Origin of the sequence: Nocardia sp. NPDC057668 (assembly GCF_042799795.1) — a bacterium.
Taxonomy (GTDB): Bacteria; Actinomycetota; Actinomycetes; order Mycobacteriales; family Mycobacteriaceae; genus Nocardia.
The window spans coordinates 536,866-557,719 of record NZ_JBHVIC010000006.1 but is presented as its reverse complement, the minus strand read 5'-3'; the positions used below and the strand labels follow the sequence as shown (position 1 = coordinate 557,719).

Annotated in this window: 12 protein-coding genes; 6 read left to right on the top strand and 6 right to left on the bottom strand. The window is 68.7% G+C overall.

Annotated features, from left to right (window positions below; translation table 11 throughout):
* Positions 1-132 precede the first annotated feature (132 nt).
* Positions 133-615 (top strand): DUF1707 and DUF4190 domain-containing protein, encoded by a 483-nt coding sequence (locus ACFVBH_RS33110; protein ID WP_379007717.1) that lies wholly within the window; start codon positions 133-135, stop codon positions 613-615.
* On the opposite strand, the gene ACFVBH_RS33105 is transcribed toward ACFVBH_RS33110, so the two are convergent.
* Positions 584-2,827: a serine/threonine-protein kinase gene (locus ACFVBH_RS33105; protein ID WP_379007868.1), complete on the bottom strand. Its 2,244-nt coding sequence runs from the start codon at positions 2,825-2,827 to the stop codon at positions 584-586. The genes ACFVBH_RS33110 and ACFVBH_RS33105 overlap by 32 nt on opposite strands.
* A 171-nt stretch (positions 2,828-2,998) precedes the next feature.
* On the opposite strand from ACFVBH_RS33105, the gene rraA reads away from it, so the two are divergent.
* Positions 2,999-3,502 (top strand): ribonuclease E activity regulator RraA, encoded by a 504-nt coding sequence (rraA, locus tag ACFVBH_RS33100; protein WP_379007715.1) that lies wholly within the window; start codon positions 2,999-3,001, stop codon positions 3,500-3,502.
* A gap of 68 nt (positions 3,503-3,570) precedes the next feature.
* On the opposite strand, the gene ACFVBH_RS33095 is transcribed toward rraA, so the two are convergent.
* A complete protein-coding gene (locus ACFVBH_RS33095) occupies positions 3,571-3,792 on the bottom strand; it encodes an RNA-binding S4 domain-containing protein (RefSeq protein WP_354988179.1) in 222 nt (73 codons plus the stop codon).
* Positions 3,793-3,891: 99 nt separating this feature from the next.
* Between ACFVBH_RS33095 and lysX the strand changes: the two genes are divergently transcribed.
* From lysX to ACFVBH_RS33080, 3 genes are all read left to right on the top strand, one after another.
* Complete coding sequence (gene lysX, locus ACFVBH_RS33090) at positions 3,892-7,251, top strand: bifunctional lysylphosphatidylglycerol synthetase/lysine--tRNA ligase LysX (protein ID WP_379007712.1); 3,360 nt, start codon at positions 3,892-3,894, stop codon at positions 7,249-7,251.
* Positions 7,252-7,375: 124 nt separating this feature from the next.
* On the top strand, positions 7,376-7,609 hold the full coding sequence (locus tag ACFVBH_RS33085; protein ID WP_354988180.1) for a hypothetical protein: 234 nt from the start codon (positions 7,376-7,378) through the stop codon (positions 7,607-7,609).
* 55 nt (positions 7,610-7,664) lie between these two features.
* Complete coding sequence (locus ACFVBH_RS33080) at positions 7,665-8,279, top strand: histidine phosphatase family protein (RefSeq protein ID WP_354988181.1); 615 nt, start codon at positions 7,665-7,667, stop codon at positions 8,277-8,279.
* A gap of 114 nt (positions 8,280-8,393) precedes the next feature.
* On the opposite strand, the gene ACFVBH_RS33075 is transcribed toward ACFVBH_RS33080, so the two are convergent.
* From ACFVBH_RS33075 to gltB, 3 genes are all read right to left on the bottom strand, one after another.
* Positions 8,394-9,290: a cutinase family protein gene (locus ACFVBH_RS33075; RefSeq protein ID WP_354988182.1), complete on the bottom strand. Its 897-nt coding sequence runs from the start codon at positions 9,288-9,290 to the stop codon at positions 8,394-8,396.
* 388 nt (positions 9,291-9,678) lie between these two features.
* On the bottom strand, positions 9,679-11,148 hold the full coding sequence (locus ACFVBH_RS33070) for a glutamate synthase subunit beta (RefSeq protein ID WP_354988183.1): 1,470 nt from the start codon (positions 11,146-11,148) through the stop codon (positions 9,679-9,681).
* A gap of 119 nt (positions 11,149-11,267) precedes the next feature.
* Positions 11,268-15,941 (bottom strand): glutamate synthase large subunit, encoded by a 4,674-nt coding sequence (gltB, locus tag ACFVBH_RS33065; protein ID WP_354988184.1) that lies wholly within the window; start codon positions 15,939-15,941, stop codon positions 11,268-11,270.
* A gap of 901 nt (positions 15,942-16,842) precedes the next feature.
* On the opposite strand from gltB, the gene ACFVBH_RS33060 reads away from it, so the two are divergent.
* The gene (locus ACFVBH_RS33060) at positions 16,843-18,777 is read left to right on the top strand and encodes a DUF4407 domain-containing protein (protein ID WP_379007705.1); all 1,935 of its coding nucleotides are present in this window, start codon (positions 16,843-16,845) and stop codon (positions 18,775-18,777) included.
* A gap of 397 nt (positions 18,778-19,174) precedes the next feature.
* Here the strand turns inward: ACFVBH_RS33060 and ACFVBH_RS33055 are convergent, their stop codons facing one another.
* A complete protein-coding gene (locus tag ACFVBH_RS33055; RefSeq protein WP_379007703.1) occupies positions 19,175-20,764 on the bottom strand; it encodes an MFS transporter in 1,590 nt (529 codons plus the stop codon).
* Between the last annotated feature and the right edge of the window lie 90 nt (positions 20,765-20,854).

Genomic DNA, 20,854 nt, shown 5'->3' with positions numbered 1-20,854 from the left:
CGTCTTCCGGCGCGGCACGGGCGAGGCTGAAGAGTTCCTGTGCTTCCGGTCTCGATTCGCGCGTCGAGCCCGCGCCGAGGAATACGCTCGGGGGGAGAGAGTTTCACCGCTTCGGCTTCGTTGGAGCACGCCATGCAACCTCATTGGACAGACCCGCGCTATCTGGCGGGCGACGCCGATCGGGAACGCGCGATCGACACCCTGAAGACCTGTTTCCAGGACGGTCGCATCAACGCCCAGGAACTCTCCGACCGAATAGGGCTGGCGCTCAACGCCCGGACCTTCGGCGATCTGCACGCGGTGCTGGTGCACCTGCCGGTGCCGCGACCGGCCCCGGCCCCGATGTACGTCAATCCCGTGACCTATCAACCTTTTGTGAATCGGCCGGGCGGCTATTCCCTCACCCAGGCCGCGCGCTGGAACGGCATGGGCCTCACCGCGTTCGTGCTCGGCATATTCGGATTCATCTGCGGCATCACCGCCATTCCCGCGATCGCGCTGGGCGCGGCGGCATTGAGCGTGGACGCCCAGCGCGAGGACAAGGGTTTCGCCGTCGCCGGCATCGCGGTCGGCGCGTTCTGGATCATTCTGTTCGTGCTGATGCTCCTGAACTGACCGCGCGTTCGAAGGCCCGCAGATCCGCCTCCAATTGCCGGAAAAGCCAATAGTCGCCCAGGAATCCGAGCACGCCCGCCAGGCACAGCCATTTGATCGGCCCGATGACCAGCGACACCTCGTGCGGGGTCAGGAACAGCAGACTGGTGACCACGCCGATCAGCGGAATCGCGCCCGCCACCGCGAGATAGCGGGTGCACCGCCGCCCCAGCGCCCGCAGCGCGTCCTGATCCGAGGCCGTCTCACCGTGCGTGAGCAGGCGCGGATAGAAGCAGCGGACCACGAAGAACGTCACCAGGAAGAACGGGTACGCCACCGCGATCACACCCGAAACCAGCAGCGTCGCCGTCAGATTCACCAGCGGGCCGACGGGCAGATCGGTGAACACGATCAGCGAGACGGCGGCCACGATCGCCGAGATCACCCACCACAGGAAGGCGATGCCGGCGACGCGATCACCGTTGATCAGCGTGTCGCGGCGCGCGGCGGCCAGCTCGTCCGGATCGTAGGCGCGGCCCCGGCGCAGCCCGCGCCACACGATGAAGGCCCGGCGGCACAGGTAATTGGTGACGATGATGGCCGCGGGGGTGGTGCACAGCGCCAGACCCGCGCCGACGGCCTGCAGCCTGGACTGCTCGGCGGCGGAGAACCACAGATTCCAGAGCGGGCCGTTGTGCAGGTTCGCGTACAGCATGCCGAGGAAGTCGCCGACGAAGCTGGCCGCGGTGACCAGCAGCAGCAGCGACCACGGTCCGACCTTGGCGCGCAGGCTGTTTCGCGGCGGGTCCACCAGATCGCGGGCACGCTGATCCAGGCACAGGTCGAGCTGCTGGGCCAGGGCGGCGCCGGTGCGCCAGCGGTCCTCACGCCGCGGGGCGAGACATTTCAGCAGGACGCGGCGCAGCGTCGGCGGGCAGTCCGGGGGCAGCTCGTCCAGGCGCGACCGATCCAGCTCGTGCCTGCGCAGGCGCAGCATCCGCTCGAGCGAGGACTCCGAATCCCCAGCGCGCGTCTCGTCGTCGAAAGGTCTTTCGCCGGTGAGCAATTCCCACAGCACCACCCCGAGCGCGAAGATGTCGCTGCGCCCGTCCAGATCCTCGGCGCTGTCCGGCAGCTGTGGGTGACAGGCGGCCAGCTGCTCGGGCGACATGTACGCGAGTGATCCGCCGAAATACGCCAGCGGGCTCGCGCCCGCCACGTGCAGGCTGAAACTGATGTTGAAATCCGCGAGCTTGGGCACCCCATCCGCGGTGAGCAGGACGTTCGCGGGCTTGATGTCCCGGTGCAGCACACCGTTGTCCGCGGCGTAGTCCAGCGCGCGGGCCAGGCGGCTGCCCAGCCAGGCCACCGTCTCGGGCCAGGACATGGCGGCGACGGCGGCGCGGGTGAGCGATTCGCTCGGGGCCAGACCGCCTTTGTCGCGCATGGCCGTGTCGACCGCGTCCAGCAGCACCCGGCCGTCGCGCTCGGCGACCGGACGCTCGCGCACCAGGCTCAGCACCTTGGACAGCGTGCCGCCGGGCAGGTACTGCATGTACATGAGTTTGAGTTCGCGCTCGACCATCAGCCGCTGATCGAAGACGCGCACGATGTTCTCGTGATCGAGCTGGGCCAGGGTCTCGGATTCGGTGCCGTGATTCTGCGACACCTTCACCGCGACCAGGCGCTGCATGGAACGCTGGCGCGCCAGGAAGACCCGGGCGAACGCGCCCGCGCCCAATTCCACCAGCAGATCGAAATCGTCGACCCGGTCGCCGACCTCGATGCCGTCCAGGGACTGGCGGGCCACCGGGCGCGAGATCCAGGTGCTGCGATAGTCGCGCTCGCCCCAGGCGATCTCGGTGCCCGCGGACTCGGTCGGGAAACCGCTGTGGTCGACCGGGCGGCCGGAGCGGCGCAGCGCGTGGAACTCCTCGTACGCCAGATCCGGCGGCAGCGGGCCGTACCGCAATTCGTCGTATTCGGCGCGATAGTCGGCCAGGCGTTTGGGGAAGTCGTAGCGAATCCAGCGGTACTCGAGATCGACCTTGATCAGTTCGATCAGGCACAGCCGCCGGAACTCCGGCGCGTCGGGCAGGTACTCCCCCAGCTCCGGGGGCGTGCCGTGCGCCTCCCAGGCCGCGGCGAAACGCGCGGCCACCGCCGCCAGCAAGGAACGCGCCGCACCCACGGCATCGGATTCGATTGCCGCGTCGAGCCGTTCACCCTCCATACGAACCATGGCTACCGGTCCTCCCTCCGGTGGGCGCCACTGTGTCAAGTATGCGCTCGCCACAGGTTCGCGGAAAGCCGAATATGTCCGGCCGCGATCGGCGACGGGATCGTCGTCACACCGGGGACCCGCACACGCGACCTACGCGTTTCACCCTGCCAAGATGATCGAGTGACCCAATCGAACAGTGCATCCGACAAGAGCGTGGTGGCCACCGCGGACCTGGCCGACGAGATCGGCCCCGACATCCGCAGCTGCGACACCCAGTTCATCCAGTTCGGCGGGCGTGAGGCCTTCGCCGGGCGCATCGTGACCATCCGCTGCTTCCAGGACAACCTGCTGGTCAAGCAGACCCTCGGCGAGCCCGGCGACGGCCGCGTGCTGGTCGTGGACGGCGGCGCGAGCGTGCACACCGCCCTGGTCGGCGACATCATCGCCGGGCGCGGCGTGGACAACGGCTGGTCCGGCGTGGTCGTCAACGGCGCGGTCCGGGACTCGGCGATCCTGCGCACCCTGGACATCGGGGTCAAGGCGCTGGGCACCAACCCGCGCAAGAGCACCCAGACCGGATCCGGCGAGAAGGACGTGGAGGTGGAGTTCGGGGGCATCACCTTCACCCCCGGCGACATGCTCTACAGCGATTCCGACGGCGTCGTCGTCCGCGCCGAGGACTGAGCTCCCCGGGGCGCACGCCGCCGGTGTCCCGCCGCCCCTGAACCCGGGCCGAAGGACACGCCCGGGATTCAGCGGGCGGTGACGCGGGCCTGATGGCCCGCGAGATGAACCACGTCGCCGTCGCGGAGCTGGCGGCCGCGGCGGAGTTCGACCTCGTCGTTGACGCGAACCAGGCCCTCGGCGATGACCGTCTTGGCCTCCGCGCCGGAATCGATGAGGTTCGCCAGCTTCAGGAATTGGCCGAGACGGATGACATCGTCTTCGATCGGCACATCGACGGGATCCGACATGGATACATCCTCACCCGTGCCGCGCGGCAGAACAAATACGGGTCCGGCAACCTGCCGGTAAGCTGTCTCACCCCGACACGAGGCGGGTGCTGAGTGCACATGGGCGAAAACAAGAGACACACTGGTGCGGTGACTTCGACGCAGGACCGGCAGCACCACGACACCGACCACAGAGCAACCGGCCGGTCGCCGGAGGTACCGCATCGCGGGCACGGCCGCCTGGGCGAGGTTCCGCACGTCGCCGGGCTGATTCTGGGCGTTTTCGCGGCCTTCTGCGCGCTGTGGAGCGTTTCGCCCGCACTGCGCTATCTGACCTCGGGCCTGCGGCACTACGTCGACACCTACTATTTCGACGCGCCCGACACCTCGCTGGTCTGGGCGGTGTTCGTCGGCCTGCTCGCCGGCGCGACCGCCAGCCGCAAGCGCATCGCCTGGTGGCTACTGGTCGGCTACATGGGGATTTTCGCGCTCGCGAACGGTCTCGGCTTCGCGCAAGAGCGAGATATCAACGAACTGATCGCCCTGTTGGTGCACATCGGCGTGATCGGCGTACTGATCGCCGCCTGGCCGGAGTTCTACACCCGCGTGCAGAGCGGCGCGGTACTGCGCGCGCTCGGGGTGCTCGCCGGCGGCCTGGCGCTCGGCTGCATGGTCGGCTGGGGTCTGGTGGAACTGTTCCCCGGCAGCCTGCAGGGCGGCGTGCAGCGGCCGCTGTGGGCCGTCTCCCGGGTCACCGGAGCCATCCTCGTCAGCAACGAGGACTTCAACGGCAAACCGAACCATCTGATCAACCTGCTGCTCGGGCTGTTCGGCGCGGTCGCGCTGCTGGCCGCGGTCGCGGTGCTGTTCCGCTCCCAGCGCGCCGCCAACGCCCTGACCGGCACGGACGAATCCGCGCTGCGCGGTCTGCTCGAACGCTCCGACGTCGAGGACTCGCTCGGCTACTTCGCGACCCGCCGGGACAAGGCCGTGGTCTTCGCGCCCAGCGGCAAGGCGGCGGTCACCTATCGCGTCGAACTCGGCGTCTGCCTGGCCTCGGGCGATCCCATCGGCAAGAAGGAAGCCTGGCCGCACGCCATCGACGCCTGGCTGCAGCTGGCCGACCAGTACGGCTGGGCGCCCGCGGTCATGGGCGCGAGCGAGCTCGGCGCGACCGCCTACCGCCGGGCCGGACTCTCCGCGCTGCGCCTGGGCGACGAGGCCATTCTCGAAACCCGCACGTTCTCCCTGGCCGGGCCCGAGATGAAACAGGTCCGCCAGGCGGTGAACCGGCTCGTCAAACAGGGCGTAACCGTCCGGGTGCGGCGGCACCGGGAGATCCCGGAACAGGAGATGCGCGAGGTCATGCGGCGCGCCGAGGCGTGGCGCGACACCGAGACCGAGCGCGGCTTCTCCATGGCCCTGGACCGGCTCGGCGACCCGCTGGACGGGGACTGCCTGCTGGTCGAGGCCATCGACCGGAACGAGCGCGTGCTCGGCATGCTGTCGCTGGTGCCGTGGGGGCGCACCGGCGTCTCGCTCGATCTCATGCGCCGCGACCGCCAGAGCCCCAACGGCGTCATGGAATTGATGATCTCCAAGCTGGCGCTGGGCTCCGAGCAGTACGGCATCACCCGAATCTCGTTGAACTTCGCGGTCTTCCGCGCCGTCTTCGAAGAGGGCAGCCGGATCGGCGCGGGCCCGGTGCTGCGCCTGTGGCGCAGCATCCTGATGTTCTTCTCGCGCTGGTACCAGCTCGAAGCGCTGTACCGGTCCAACGTGAAGTACCAGCCGGATTGGGTGCCGCGTTTCTCGCTCTTCGAGGAACGCCGCCAGCTACCCCGGGTCGCGCTGGCCAGCGCACTGGCCGAAGGCTTCCTGCCGCGCATCGGCACCGAGACGAACACCTCCGCGCACACCGGCGTCCGATCCTCGGTCCCGGACACCATGACCGGACTGCACGCGGACGGCAGCGCGCCCGATCTGCCGCCGGAGGACCGGGACGAGACCGGACCGCGCCGCCCCGAACAGGTCCGGGTGCGCATGGACAAGCTCGCCAAGCTGAACGACGCGGGCATCGACGCGTACCCGGTGGCCTATCCCCCGACCCACACCGTCGCCGGCGCGCGCCGCTCCCCGCAGGGCACCACCGTGCGCGTGTGCGGGCGGCTCCTGCGCATTCGCGACTACGGCGGGGTCACCTTCGCGCTGGTGCGGGACTGGTCCGGGGAGATCCAGCTGGTCATCGATCGCGGGCGGGTCGGGGCCGAGCGCAGCGCCGCGTTCGACGAATTCTTCGATCTCGGCGACCTCATCGAGGTCAGCGGGCAGATCGGGCGCAGCCGCAACGGCGAGCTGTCGCTGCTCGCGGCCGACTGGCGCATGATCGGCAAGTGCCTGCATCCGCTGCCCGACAAGTGGAAGGGCCTGGCCGATCCCGAGGCGCGGGTACGCCAGCGCTACGTCGACATGGCCATCAACACCGACATCCGCGAGGTGATGACCAAGCGCAGCGCGGTGGTGCGGTCCATGCGGGACACCCTGCACGGCTGGGGCTTCCTGGAAGTGGAGACCCCGGTGCTGCAGCAGGTGCACGGCGGCGCCAACGCCACCCCGTTCACCACCCACATCAACGCCTACGACCTGGATCTGTACCTGCGCATCGCGCCCGAGCTGTACCTCAAGCGACTGTGCGTCGGCGGTATGGAGAAGGTCTTCGAACTGGGCCGGGTGTTCCGCAACGAGGGCGTGGACTTCAGCCACAACCCCGAGTTCACGGTGCTGGAAGCCTATGAGGCGCACAGTGATTACGAGCGCATGATGCACGTGTGCCGCCAGCTCATCCAGGCCGCGGCGACGGCCGCGAACGGCCGGGCGGTCGCGCTGCGGCCCGGTCCGGACGGCGACATCATCGAGGTGGACATCTCGGGCGAATGGCCGGTGAAGACCGTGCACGGCGCGGTCTCGGAGGCGCTCGGGGAGACCATCGGCCCCGAGACCGACGCCGAACGGCTGCGGCTGCTGTGCGACAAGACCGGCATCGCCTGGCAATTGGGCTGGGACGTAGGGCAATTGGTGCTCGAACTGTACGAGCACCTGGTGGAGTCGCAGACCCAGGAGCCGACGTTCTACATCGACTTCCCCACCTCGGTCTCCCCGCTCACCCGCTCGCACCGGCACATCGCGGGCGTCACCGAACGCTGGGACCTGGTGGCCTGGGGCGTCGAATTGGGTACCGCCTACAGCGAATTGACCGATCCGGTGGAACAGCGCCGCCGGCTCACCGAGCAGTCCATGCTCGCCGCGGGCGGCGATCCCGAGGCCATGGAACTCGACGAGGACTTCCTGCAGGCCCTCGAACACGCCATGCCGCCGACCGGCGGGCTCGGCGTGGGCGTCGACCGTGTCGTCATGTTGCTCACCGGTCGCAGCATTCGGGAGACCCTGCCGTTCCCGCTGGTGAAACCCCGTACCAGCTGACCGATTCCGGGCGAGATCACGATCGGTGTAAACGTTTCGGCGGCGGTGACATATTCACAGTGGACTCCTCGAACCGGGACGGCCAGCTAACCTTGATTGGCCCCGGGGAGGGGGTGACCGACCGATGAGATGGGGTTTCCCGATGCACTACCTCGACCTGATGACCCAGGCCAGCCTGCTCGACCACCACGTCTGGGCCAGCCCCGACACCTGGAACTCGGCACTGGAACTGGCCGCCAAGAAAAAGAAGAAGAGCAGCGGCGGACTGATCTTCGGCCTCATCTGCTGCGTCGGGCTCGTCGTCGCCATCGCGGCGATCGTCTACTTCCTCACCCAGAAAAAGAAGAAGGGCCAGTAACAGCGGCTCGGCCCCCGCGACGCCGCGTCCCGCGCGGTGCGGCAGAGTGATCCCCGTGCAGTTGATCCTCGTTCGCCACGCCCAGCCGCTTCGCGTCCAAGGGGTGTCCGGCCCGGCGGACCCCGATCTCACCGAGATCGGGGTCGAACAGGCGGGGCGGGTGCCCGCGGCCCTGGCACAGCACCGCATCGCCCGCGTGGTGAGCAGCCCGCAGCTGCGCGCCCGGCAGACCGCCCGGCCCACCGCCGAGAAGGCGGGGCTCGACGTCGAGATCCTCGACGGCCTGGCCGAATACGATCGCGAGCTGCCGGTCTACATTCCCATCGAGGACGCCCAGCAGGACTTCCGCGAGGTGTACGACCGCATCAAGGCCGGGTTCCTGCCCGAGCAGATCGACGGCGACGCCTTCGTGGCCCGGGTGCGGGCAGCCGTGGACGGCATCGTCGCCGCGGCCGAGCACACCGAGACCGTGGTCGTCTTCGCGCACGGCGGCGTCATCAATGTGCTGCTGCAGGAGGCACTGGGGCTCGAACGCCCGCTCACCTTCCCGATCGACTACTGCTCGATCACCCGAATCCTCTACTCGCGCACCGGCCGCCGCACCGTGTCCACGGTGAACGAGAACGGGCACGTCTGGGATCTGCTGCCGCGCAGCCTCGCTCGCGGCTGATCCGGTACACGGCGAAGGCCGCTCCCCCGTTCGGGGAAGCGGCCCTGCGCATGATCGGGCGCGGCGTTGCGCCCTGGAACAGCCCGCTCGCGAAAAGCGGTGTGGCGGAGTTCTTTACGCGGCCCCGGCCAGCCAGCCGTGCATCCAGGTGAGCGCGGTCTGGCCGCCGCCCACGCCGTAGCTGCCGTAGCTGGTGTGCCGTCCGGTGCGGAAGAACTGCTCGAACTGCTTGACCCGCGCCTCGTTCGCGCCCTCGCTGAGCTGGGACTGCAGGGTGGGAATACCGCCCTGGGCCATCAGATCGTTGATGATCGCGCCGACCTCGAGCTGGTACCGCCAGATGCTGGCGGGGTTGGGATTCGAGGTCTGGGCGAGGAATCCGGCGAACCGGCTGATGAAGTCGCTCTCCTCGGTGGAGCAGTACAGGTCGCCGGAGGCGCACACGGTGCGCACCCGGTCCGCGATCCAGCCGAAGCCGCCGACCCGGGCGCCGCCGGCGCCGGCGCCGGGCACCGGCTGACCCACCTGCACGTCGGTCGGCGAGCGGCGCGGATCCGAGATCAGGGCGACGGCCCCGATGCGCTCGGGCCGCACCACGCCGAGCCCGCTGCCGATCTCGGCGGCGAGATCACCGGCGGCGTCGGCGCCCTGGCTGTAGCCGGTGAGCGAGATCTTGGTGTTGGCGCAGCGGCCGGCCATGTTCTGGACCAGCGCGCGGGCCTTGTCGGTCGCCTCCTTCTTGGAAGCGCCGTAGACGTCGCCCTCCCACGGGAAGGCGGTGGCGGCGTAGGTCACGTAGTCCACGTCGCCGGGTAGCCCGTTGGTGACCACGGACAGCATGCCGGGGCCGGGCTCCTTGTCATGGCCGGTTTCCCAGGTTCCGGGAATGGCCACGGTGTACATGACCGGGCAGCCCGGATCAGCCGTAACGGAACCGCTGCCCACCACGATTCCCGACATGAGCACACTCGCCGCCGCTCCCGCGGCCGCGACTATTCTTTTCACACGCATTCTGCTCCAGTTCGCGCCGCCCGGGACCGCCGATTCCGTCCCGATTCCCGATCATGGTGAAGTCGCCGGATGTCCATCCGGTGCATATGGGGTTAACCGCAGTTACCTCCCCGTATGAGATGTGCGAACCCGACCGCATGACCGAGATCAACAACACACCGCGAATAACAATAAAGGGGCCTTACGAGCGACGCCACGTGTGTTTCGTAAGTTGTCCGATTTCACCTGTATGCCGAGCCGTAACTGGAATGTGAGCCGAGTCACAATCATGGTCGGACGGCGTGATCGAATCGCAATTCGAGCCGGACCGGATCACCCTTCCGATAACGCGAGAGCGCCCGTGGACTCGAAGTCCACGGGCGCTCTCGGGTCGAGGCGGAATTACCTCTTATCGCTGGGCGACATCGGTCGGGCGGACCGGGGACGGCAGCGCCGTCTCGCCCTCGAGGTACTTGTCCACCGCGGACGCGCAGGCACGGCCCTCGGCGATGGCCCACACGATGAGCGACTGACCGCGGCCCATGTCACCGGCGGCGAAGACGCCCGGCACGGTGGTGGCCCACTCGCCGTCGCGCATCACGTTGCCGCGCTGGTCGTAGCCCACGCCCAGACCCTCGAGCAGACCGTGCTTCTGCGGTCCGACGAAGCCCATGGACAGCAGCACCAGATCGGCCTCGAGGGTGAAGTCGGTGCCTTCGACCTTCTCGAAACGACCGTTCACCATGGAGACCTCGTGCGCCTGCAGGCCGGTGACCTTGCCGTCCGCACCGATGAAACGCTCGGTGTTGACGGAGAACACGCGCTCGCCGCCCTCCTCGTGCGCTGAGGCGACCCGGTACATGAGCGGGTAGGTCGGCCACGGGGTCGAGCCAGCGCGCTCCTCGGGGGGACGCGGCATGATCTCGAACTGGTGGACCGACGCCGCACCCTGACGGTGCGAGGTGCCCAGGCAGTCCGCGCCGGTGTCGCCGCCGCCGATGATGATGACCTTCTTGCCGCGCGCGTTGATGCGCGGCAGGCCGTCCTCGTCGGTGACGTCGTCGCCCAGCTGCACGCGGTTCGCGAGCGGCAGGAACTCCATGGCCTGGTGGATGCCGTCCAGGTCGCGACCCGGAACCGGCAGATCACGCGCGATCGTCGCGCCACCGGCCAGCACCACCGCGTCGAACTGCTCGCGCAGCTGCTCGGCGGAGATGTCCACGCCCACGTTCACGCCGGTCTTGAAGACGGTGCCCTCGGCCTCCATCTGCGCCAGGCGGCGATCGATGAAGCGCTTCTCCATCTTGAATTCCGGGATGCCGTAGCGCATCAGGCCGCCGATGCGGTCGTCGCGCTCGAACACGGTCACGGTGTGCCCGGCCCGGGTCAGCTGCTGCGCGGCGGCCAGACCGGCGGGGCCGGAACCGACCACGGCGATCTTCTTGCCGGTCAGGCGGGTCGGGTACACCGGGGTGACCCAGCCCTCGTCGAAACCGTTCTCGATGATCTCGACCTCGACCTGCTTGATCGTCACCGGATCCTGGTTGATGCCCAGGACACAGGACGCCTCGCAGGGCGCGGGGCAGAGCCGGCCGGTGAACTCCGGGAAGTTGTTCGTGGCGTGCAGCCGATCGAACGATTCCTTCCAGGAACCCTTGTAGACCAGGTCGTTCCATTCGGGAATCAGGTTCCCGAGCGGACAGCCGTTGTGGCAGAAGGGGATACCGCAGTCCATGCAGCGGCTGGCCTGCTTCTGCAGGGTCTCGTGGGAGAACTTCTCCTCGTAGACCTCTTTCCAATCCAGCAAGCGCAGCGGAACCGGACGGCGCTTCGGCAGTTCCCGACTCGTGTGCTTCAGGAAGCCCTGTGCGTCACCCATTTACGACTCCGATTTTCGCGCCGACCTCGGCGCACCCGACAACTACGGTGCGTGCAATCTCAGCCACGTGCGGCCTTGAATGGGCACTGCGCGGTGTCGACTTCTCTGAAAGATTCATCTCAGCCACGTGCGGCCTCCATGATTGCGGTGTCGACGTCGCGACCTGCCTTCTCGGCTTCCGAGATGGCCAGCAGAACCTTCTTGTAATCGCGCGGCATGACCTTCACGAAGTGCCCGACCTGCGCCGCCCAGTCGGCGACGAGGCGCTCCGCCACGGCCGAACCGGTCTCGTCCCGGTGCTGGGCGATGGTGTCGCGCAGCCAGGTGGTCTCCTCCTCCGAAAGCTGTTCCAGATCCACCAGTTCGGTGTTCAGGTTGGCCTCGAAGGTGCCGTTCGGGTTGTAGATGTAGGCGATACCGCCGGACATGCCCGCGCCGAAGTTACGACCGGTCTCGCCCAGGATGACCACCTTGCCGCCGGTCATGTACTCGCAGGCGTGATCGCCCACGCCTTCGACCACGGCGGTGGCGCCGGAGTTGCGGACGCTGAAGCGCTCGCCCGCGACACCGCGGATGAAGGCCTGGCCGCTGGTGGCGCCGAACAGGATCACGTTGCCCGCGATGATGTTCTGCTCCGCGACGTAGGCCTCGGGCGCGGACAGCGACGGGCGCACGATGATGCGGCCGCCCGACAGGCCCTTGCCGACGTAGTCGTTGGTGTCGCCGACCACCCGCAGGGTGATGCCGGCGGGGACGAACGCACCGAACGAGTTACCGGCGGAACCGGTGAACGTGATGTCGATGGTGTCGTCCGGCAGGCCGACGCCGCCGTACAGCTTGGTCACCTCGTGGCCGAGCATGGTGCCGACGGTCCGGTTCACGTTGGTGATCTTGGTGTCGAACTTGACCGGCTTGCCGCGCTCGAGCGCGTCGGTGGACTGCGCGATGAGCTGGATGTCCAGGGCCTTGTCCAGACCGTGGTCCTGGCCCTTGGTGTTGCGGCGGTCCTGCTGCATGAACGCCGTCTCGACATCGTCGAGGATGGGCGACAGATCCAGCTTGGCGGCCTTCCAGTGCGCCTTGGCCACGGCGGTGTCGAGCAGGTCGACGCGGCCCACGGCCTCGTCGATGCTGCGCAGACCCAGCGAAGCCAGCAGCTCACGAACCTCTTCGGCGATGTACATCATGAAGTTCACGACGTACTCGGCCTTACCGGTGAAGCGCTCGCGCAGAATCGGATTCTGCGTCGCGACGCCGACCGGGCAGGTGTCGAGGTGGCACACGCGCATCATGATGCAGCCCGAGACCACCAGCGGAGCGGTCGCGAAACCGTACTCCTCGGCGCCCAGCAGGGCGGCGATCATGACATCGCGGCCGGTCTTCATCTGACCGTCGACCTGCACCACGATGCGGTCGCGCAGCCCGTTCAGCAGCAGGGTCTGCTGGGTCTCGGCCAGGCCGAGCTCCCAGGGACCGCCCGCGTGCTTGAGCGAGGTCAGCGGGGACGCGCCGGTGCCGCCGTCGTGACCCGAGATCAGGACCACGTCCGCGTGCGCCTTGGACACACCCGCGGCGACGGTGCCGACGCCGGGCTCCGCGACAAGTTTCACGTGAATCCGCGCCTGCGGGTTCGCGTTCTTCAGGTCGTGGATCAGCTGCGCCAGATCCTCGATCGAGTAGATGTCGTGGTGCGGCGGCGGGGAGATCAGGCCCACGCCGGGCGTGGAGTGCCGGACCTCGGCGACCCACGGGTACACCTTGTGGGCCGGAAGCTGGCCGCCCTCACCGGGCTTCGCGCCCTGCGCCATCTTGATCTGGATGTCGGTGCAGTTGGTCAGGTAGTGCGCGGTCACGCCGAAGCGTCCCGAGGCCACCTGCTTGATCGCGGACCGGCGCCAGTCGCCGTTCTCCTCCGGCTCGAAGCGCGCCGGGTGCTCGCCGCCCTCACCGGAGTTGGAGCGGCCGCCGAGGCGGTTCATGGCCACCGCGAGGGTCTCGTGCGCCTCGGCCGAGATGGAGCCGTAGCTCATCGCGCCGGTCGAGAAGCGCTTGACGATCTCGCTCGCGGGCTCGACTTCCTCGATCGGAATCGGGTTGCGGCCCTTGGACTTGAACTTGAACAGGCCGCGCAGGGACGCCAGGCGCTCCGACTGATCGTCGACGAGCTTGGTGTACTCCTTGAAGACCTTGTACTGGCCCGAGCGGGTGGCGTGCTGGAGCTTGAACACCGTGTCCGGGTTGAACAGGTGGTACTCGCCCTCGCGCCGCCACTGGTACTCGCCGCCGACCTCGAGCTCGCGGTGCGCGCGCTCGTTGCGGTTCTCCAGGAACGCGACCTTGTGCCGCTCGGCGACCTCACCGGCGATCTCGTCCAGGCCGATGCCGTTCAGCGGCGAGCGCAGCCCGGTGAAGTACTCGTCCACCAGCTCCTGCGACAGGCCGATGACCTGGAACAGCTGCGCGCCCCGGTAGGAGGCGACGGTGGAGATGCCCATCTTGGACATCACCTTGAGCACGCCCTTGCCGGCGGCCTTGTTGTAGTTGTAGACGGCCTTCTTGAAGTCCTCGGCGATATCGCCGGTGCTCCCGGGCATCTGCAGCGCGCCGCGCTCCAGCATGTCCTCGAGCGACTCGAAAGCCATGTACGGGTTGATCGCGGCCGCGCCGAAGCCGACCAGCAGGGCCATGTGGTGCACCTCGCGGGCGTCACCGGCCTCCACGACCAGGCCGACCTTGGTGCGGGTGCGCTCGCGGACCAGGTGGTGATGCACGGCCGCGGTGAGCAGCAGCGACGGGATCGGCGCCAGCTTCTCGTTGGACTCGCGGTCGGACAGGATGATGATGCGCGCGCCGCCGTCGATGGCGGTCGAGACCTGCTGCTGCACGGCCGCGATGGCCTTGCGCAGGCCCGCGCCGCCGTCGGCGACCGGGTACAGGCCGTGCACGACCACCGAACGCAGCCCGGGGTGCGAGCCGTCGTCGTTGATGTGGACCAGCTTGGCCAGTTCGTCGTTGTCCAGGATCGGCTGGGTCAGGGTGATCTGACCGGCGGATTCCGGGCCCGGGTTCAGCAGGTCGCCCTCGGGGCCGACCATGCTGCGCAGCGAGGTGACGACCTCTTCGCGGATGGCGTCCAGCGGCGGGTTGGTGACCTGCGCGAACAGCTGCGAGAAGTAATCGAACAGCAGGCGCGGGCGCGCCGAGAGCACCGCGATCGGGGTGTCGGTGCCCATGGAACCGAGCGCCTCACCACCGGTCTGCGCCATCGGCGACATGAGGATGTTGAGTTCCTCGGTGGTGTATCCGAAGATCTGCTGGCGGATCAGCACGCGGTCGTGCGACATGTGCACGTGCGGGCGGTCCGGCAGATCGGACAGCTTGGTGTGGCCGTTGTCGAGCCACTCCTGGTACGGGTGCTCGCTCGCCAGCTGCGACTTGACCTCGTCGTCGCTGATGATGCGGCCCTGGGCGGTGTCCACCAGGAACATGCGGCCCGGCTTGAGGCGGGTCTTCTGCACGACGGTGGCGGGATCGATGTCCAGGACGCCGACCTCGGAGGCCATGACGACCAGGCCGTCCTCGGTCACCCAGATGCGGCCGGGGCGCAGACCGTTGCGGTCCAGCACCGCGCCGACGACCGTGCCGTCGGTGAAGCACACCGAGGCCGGGCCGTCCCACGGTTCCATCAGGAACGAGTGGTAGCGGTAGAAGGCGCGCTGGGCCGGGTCCATGGACTCGTGCCGTTCCCACGCCTCGGGGATCATCATGAGCACGGCGTGCTGCAGGCTGCGGCCGCCCAGGTGCAGGAGCTCCAGGACCTCGTCGAAACGAGCGGTGTCCGAAGCCCCCGGCGTACAGACGGGGAAGATCTTCTCGAGGCGGTTGTTGCCCTCGGTGTCGAGGCCGAACGCGTCCGAGTTCAGCAGCGCCTCGCGGGCCCGCATCCAGTTCTCGTTGCCGGACACGGTGTTGATCTCACCGTTGTGGGCGACACGCCGGAAGGGGTGGGCCAGCGGCCACGACGGGAAGGTGTTGGTGGAGAAGCGCGAGTGCACGATGCCCAGCGCGGACTCGACGCGGTCGTCCTGGAGGTCCAGGTAGAACGCGCGCAGCTGCGGGGTCGTGAACATGCCCTTGTAGCAGAAGGTCTGCCCGGACAGGCTCGGGAAGTAGACCGATTCCTTGCCCGTGGCGCCTTCGCCCGCGCCCGACTTACCGAGCTCGTGCTCGATGCGCTTGCGGATGACGTAGGCCCGGCGCTCCAGGTCCATGCCCGAGAGCTGCTCGGCGGCGTCCTTCGGGGAGGCGATGAAGATCTGCCGGAAGGTCGGCATGGCGTCCCGGGACAGCGCGCCCAGCGACGACTCGTCGATCGGCACCTCACGCCAGCCCAGGACCTCGAGGCCCTCCTCGCGCACGATGCGCTCCACGCCGTACCCGGCGCGGGCCGCCTCGCGGCGTGCCTGCGGCAGGAATGCGATACCGGAGGCGTACGAGCCCTCGGCGGGAAGGTCGAAGTCGACGATCGCGCGGAAGAACTTGTCCGGAAGCTGGATCAGGATGCCCGCGCCGTCACCCGAGTTGGGTTCGGCGCCGGCGGCGCCACGGTGCTCCAGGTTCAGCAGGGCGGTAATAGCCTTGTCGACGATGTCGCGGCTACGACGGCCGTGCATGTCGACGACGAATGCGACGCCGCAGGCGTCGTGTTCATTCGCCGGGTCATAGAGCCCGCGGGGTCCGTGCCCATAGCCGGCACCGCCGGTGGGGGACCTGTGGCCGGGAAGTTGCGTCATGCCTCTGCCTTCACAAAAAACAGGCCTTCGAAGAATTGCGGCCTTCGTCGAACGCCTCCGTCGGACTGCGCCCGGACGTGTCTGGAGACCAGCGGCGCTGATGGTCGTCCCGTGCAGTCAACTCTCCAGTTGTTTTCACCCGTTTCGAGTTCTCGTCGGGTGCTCGGCGGTAACCGAACGCTTACGTGCTCGCCACCAACCGCGCCGTTCTCGCCCATTACGCTGAGCGCCGGTGGGCCTCTGACGGTTATGGAGCGATATGCCGAACTTGTCGTGTTCGGCGTAAGAGCAAACGATAAGTCCAGACCTGCGACCCAACCAACTTAGGTTGCACTAATACCAACCTCTAGCTGGGCTTCTGCATCGATCCTCCACTACCTGCGCGTTGTCCAGTGTAAAGCAGGAGTGCAGGATGGCCCGAGTTGACTTGCCCACTGGATGTCGCGCGCGCGAGAACTCGGGCGGTTGGTTCCGGCGCAGCTCCGGAACACCTCCCACCTGCATCGAAACTGATTTCCCCACAGGGGCATCCGGCAAACCGGGCAGGGGGCGGCTAACTTTCCGGAGACGTCGAGTCGACGCCGCGACGGTCCGGGCGACATGCTCTCGCAACGTTCCGACCGTACGGAATCTTTGTTGAATGTGTGTTACAGCACATGTCCAGCAAACGCTGAACATGTGACCAGTCGCTGCGAGCGAGCCCGTTTCGCCCGGTACCAGCGTGATCAACACCACGTCACACGCTGGAAACGTGCCGATGTGAGGCTGGCCACATCCCAGCCGCCACAGTCGGTGGAACCGGCACCGGCCTGTCACGCTGAGACAAGACCGTGACCTTTCACCGATACGGCGACGCTCGAGAGAACCCGAATAAGCCTGGGACTTAGAGGATGTGAGCCCCATGACCGTTCTGCTCACCTGGCTCGGGGGCGCGCACGCGGGCCTGTCCGACCGCCACGAACGCACCGGCTATTCGGTGACCGGAGCCGTGGTCGCGTTGTTCGCGATCACCGCGGGGGTGATCGTCGCCCTCGCGGCGGGGGCCGCGGACTGGCATCTCGCCGCCGTCGTCGTCGCGGCGCTGCTCTCAACCCTGTTGGTAGGGGCGATATCTCGCGCCCTGGCGACGGCCGCGACGCCCGAGCGCGAAGAGGATCAGCGCGGCGGATCGGTCTACGCCACCCCCGCCGGAGCGCAGTTCGCCGCGCGGATCGCGGTCGCCGCGCTGGTCGGCATCGTGGTCGCCGAACTGGCCGGCACCGTGCTCTTCGGCGGCACCGTCGATCGACTGCTGGACGAAAAGGCCGGGCGCGGAGTCGAATCCGCGCCCGCCGTGGTGACCGCCCGGGACGCGCTGGAGCAGGCGCGGGGTGAGCGAACCGCACTGGATCAGCAGATGACCAAGGCGCAGAACGACATCGACGCCGCGCTGATCACCGCGCGCTGCGAATTCAACCCGCAGCCCGAATGCCCGCGGACCCGCATCACCGGCGTGCCCGGGCGCGGGCCCGAGGAGCGCACCGCCAACCAACTGCTCGAGGACGCGCGCACCCGCCTGACCACCGCCCAGGGCAAGGTCGAGGCGCTGGACGCCCGGGTCACCGATCGGGACGCTCTGCTCGGCAGCGCCCGGGCGGGCGCGTACACCGGCGGCGACCGCGGGCTCGGGGCGCGCTGGGTCGCCATGAACGACCACACCACCGCGCACGCCGGCGCGCTGGCGCTGCGCGTCGCGCTGGATTTACTCTTCGTGCTGCTGGCCCTGCTGCCGCTGCTGCTGCGCTGGTGGCGCGGGGAGACCTCGTTCGATCGCGACGTCGCCGCCCGCACCGTCGCCGATCGGGTCGATCAGGCCGCCGGCACCGCCATCGCCGTCAAACAGGCCGAGGTGCGCGTGGAGGCCGAGGCCCTGCGGGCCGAACAACAGCTCACCGCGGCCAAACTGGCCGCGCACGCGGACACCGCCATCGATCGCGAACGCCAGCGCACCCGGATCATCGCCGCCATCGGCAATTTCGAGATCGGCATCACCGAACCGGCGCAGCAGCGCGCGATCGACGAATTCGACCGTGCCGCACAGCGTGAGCTCCCGGCGGCACGGGGGGAACTACCGGCCGCGAGCCCGGCCGGCAACGACATGCCTCAGGAGGGGACCGTGAATCACACGCCGAACTTGCCCGACCGGTACGCCCCCGGCCGGGTGGCGCCGGTCGGCGCCGGCGGGGCGCTCGCACCGGCGGCGCAGGCCCCGGCGCCCGTCGCGCCCGTCGCGGCGCAGGCCGCGCCCGCGAACAAGGGTGGCGGACTGGAGCTTCCGATCATCGGCACCGTGCCGTTCACCGATACCGCGGCCCGCTGGATCCGGCCGCTGGTGCCCTCGTTCGTGGCGAACGCGATCGACACCGCGACACATCCGCTGCGCACGGTGCGCCAGGCGTTCGAGGAGGCCGAGGAGATCACCTTCACGCTGCGGCGCACTCGCAAGGTGACGGTGGACTCGGAGGATTCGGCCGCGCAGCAGGCCCGGCAGCAGATGTACGGCGCTCCCCCGCAATACGGCTACCAGCTGCCCGCGGGTTCGCCCCAGCACGTCTACGCCCAGCGCGTGGCCGCCGACGTGCTGCATCCCTATCCTCAGTACCAGCAGCACTACGCCGCGTCCCCCGGCTACCCCGCGCTCGGGCCGGGCCCGGTGGTCGAGCCCGGCTACCCGCTGCCGCCCGCCGACCGGCAGGGTGCGCTGCCCGCCCAGCATCGCCCGGAACTGGACCACCGCCACACCCCCGAACTGGGTGGCCGCGATCAGCGCGAGTTGCCCCCGGGCACAGGCTCTTAACTGTCCGCGGCACTGCCCCGGGCGTGCCGGCCATCTGCATCCGCGCTGTACCGGGGCCGAATCCACATGGTCGGCGACGCGCTGATCTCGCGGAAGTCCAGCGATCACGACGGGGCCGGAGACTTCACGCTTGCCTCGTGCCGGTCGCCCGGCGTAACCGGCACGGCCGAATACACAGCGCGGCAGTGGTAGTGACAACCGGCGGCCTCGGCGTTACTCCCATGGCCCAGCGGACCTCCCGAGGGCGCGTCCGATCGTGGCCCGGACGCGAAAGAACCGGATACCGAGACGCATCGGCCCGAATGACACTGTGACCCGGGTGATCCGCATGGAACACCCGGGTCACACTGATTTTCAGTTGTCCGCTCACCGCACCGGGGCGGGGTGCGGTGAGGTGTCAGCGCCGCTTCGTCTTCGCGCTGCGATAGGTGAGGTACGCGGTCAGCAGCAGGATGACCGTGGTGCCGGTGGCGGCCACGTGCACGCCGTCGACGAACGCCCGGTGGGCGCCCTCGGTCAGGGCCTGTCCGGCCGCGGCCGGGAGCTGCTTCGCGGTTTCCAGTGCGCCGCCGAGTGATTCGCGGGCGGCCGCGGTCTGCTCGGCCGGGACGCCGGTGAGATCCAGGCCGCGGCGGAACACCGCCATGACGGCGCTGCCCAGCACGGCCACGCCCAGGGCGATGCCGGCCTCCATCGCGGTCTCGGAGATGGCGGCGGCATTGCCCGCGCGTTCGGCCGGGGCGGTGCTGACGATGAGATCCGACGAAACCGTCAGCGCCACACCGACTCCGAGGCCGATCAGGACGAAGCCCAGCACGAACGGCAGCACCGTGGCCGACGGATCCGCGCCCGCGAACCAGAACAGCGACGCACCCGCGGCGCCGGTGACCAGCGCGGCGGACAGCACCGTCACCGGCCGCCAGTACCGCACCGCGTAGGCCGCGGCCAGCGAACCGGCGATGCTGCCCAGGGTGCCCGGGATCAGCAGCAGACCGGCCTGCAACGGCGTCCGGCCCAGCACCGACTGCAGGTACTGCGAACCGAAGAACAGCACGCCGGCCAGCGCGAAGACCGCCAGCAGGTTGGCGAACACCGCGGCCCGGAACGGCGGCAGCCGGAACAGGTCGAGATCGATCAGCGGGGTGCTGAGCGCGCGCTGGCGGCGGATGAACAACCATCCGGCCAGCACGCCGGTGACCAGGAACGCGAGCAGGCTCACGCTCGGGCCGTGCGCGGCGAACTCCTTGACCGCGTACACGATCGGGATCAGCGCCAGCATGGACAGCGCGGCGCTCACCAGGTCGAAGCGGCCCGGGTTCGGGTCGCGCGACTCCGGCACCAGGAACGGAGCGGCCACGATCAGACCCGCCATGACCGGCAGGTTGATCAGAAAGACCGAGCCCCACCAGAAGTGCTCGAGCAGCCAGCCGCCCAGCAGCGGGCCGAAGGCCGCGCCGCTGCCCGCCATGGCGCCCCAGACCGAGATGGCCAGGGTGCGTTCGCGGGAGTCGGTGAACATGGACCGGATCAGGCCCAGGGTCGCGGGCATGAGGGTCGCGCCCGCGACGCCCTGCAGCACGCGGGCCGCGATGAGCATCTCGGGACTGACCGCCCAGGCCGCGAGGGCGGAGGCGACGCCGAATCCGGCCGCGCCGATGAGCAGCAGTCGCCGCCGGCCGATGCGGTCGCCGAGGGTGCCCATGGTGATCAGCAGACCGGCCAGCACGAACGAGTAGACGTCGATGATCCACAGCAGCTGCGGCGTGGTCGGCGCGAGGTGCGCGGTGATGGCGGGGACCGCCAGGTCCAGCACGGTGGCGTCGACCGAGATGAGCAGCAGGGCCAGCGCGAGGACGCCGAGGCCCGCCCAGGTGCGGGCGGTGGCCTTGCTCGGGGCGGGATCGCCGGGCCGGATCGCGGGGCCGCTCGCGGTGGTCTCGTCCTGGGGTGACACGGGTCCGGAACGTGCCGTGGTGTCGGGGCTCATGTGTCTTTCTCTTTCGGGGTCTCTTCGATCAGAGGTGAACCGTCCAGACGGTACAGTAACAGATCAACCGTCCAGACGGTACAGTTGATC

Excerpts from the sequence above, each read along its gene's own strand:
- ACFVBH_RS33055 (WP_379007703.1), bottom strand. The coding sequence starts at position 20,764 with ATGAGCCCCGACACCACGGCACGTTCCGGACCCGTGTCACCCCAGGAC.
- ACFVBH_RS33060 (WP_379007705.1), top strand. The coding sequence starts at position 16,843 with ATGACCGTTCTGCTCACCTGGCTCGGGGGCGCGCACGCGGGCCTGTCC.
- gltB (WP_354988184.1), bottom strand. The coding sequence starts at position 15,941 with ATGACGCAACTTCCCGGCCACAGGTCCCCCACCGGCGGTGCCGGCTAT.
- ACFVBH_RS33095 (WP_354988179.1), bottom strand. The coding sequence starts at position 3,792 with ATGTCGGATCCCGTCGATGTGCCGATCGAAGACGATGTCATCCGTCTC.
- ACFVBH_RS33070 (WP_354988183.1), bottom strand. The coding sequence starts at position 11,148 with ATGGGTGACGCACAGGGCTTCCTGAAGCACACGAGTCGGGAACTGCCG.
- ACFVBH_RS33075 (WP_354988182.1), bottom strand. The coding sequence starts at position 9,290 with ATGCGTGTGAAAAGAATAGTCGCGGCCGCGGGAGCGGCGGCGAGTGTG.
- ACFVBH_RS33105 (WP_379007868.1), bottom strand. The coding sequence starts at position 2,827 with ATGGAGGGTGAACGGCTCGACGCGGCAATCGAATCCGATGCCGTGGGT.
- lysX (WP_379007712.1), top strand. The coding sequence starts at position 3,892 with ATGGGCGAAAACAAGAGACACACTGGTGCGGTGACTTCGACGCAGGAC.
- ACFVBH_RS33085 (WP_354988180.1), top strand. The coding sequence starts at position 7,376 with ATGAGATGGGGTTTCCCGATGCACTACCTCGACCTGATGACCCAGGCC.
- ACFVBH_RS33110 (WP_379007717.1), top strand. The coding sequence starts at position 133 with ATGCAACCTCATTGGACAGACCCGCGCTATCTGGCGGGCGACGCCGAT.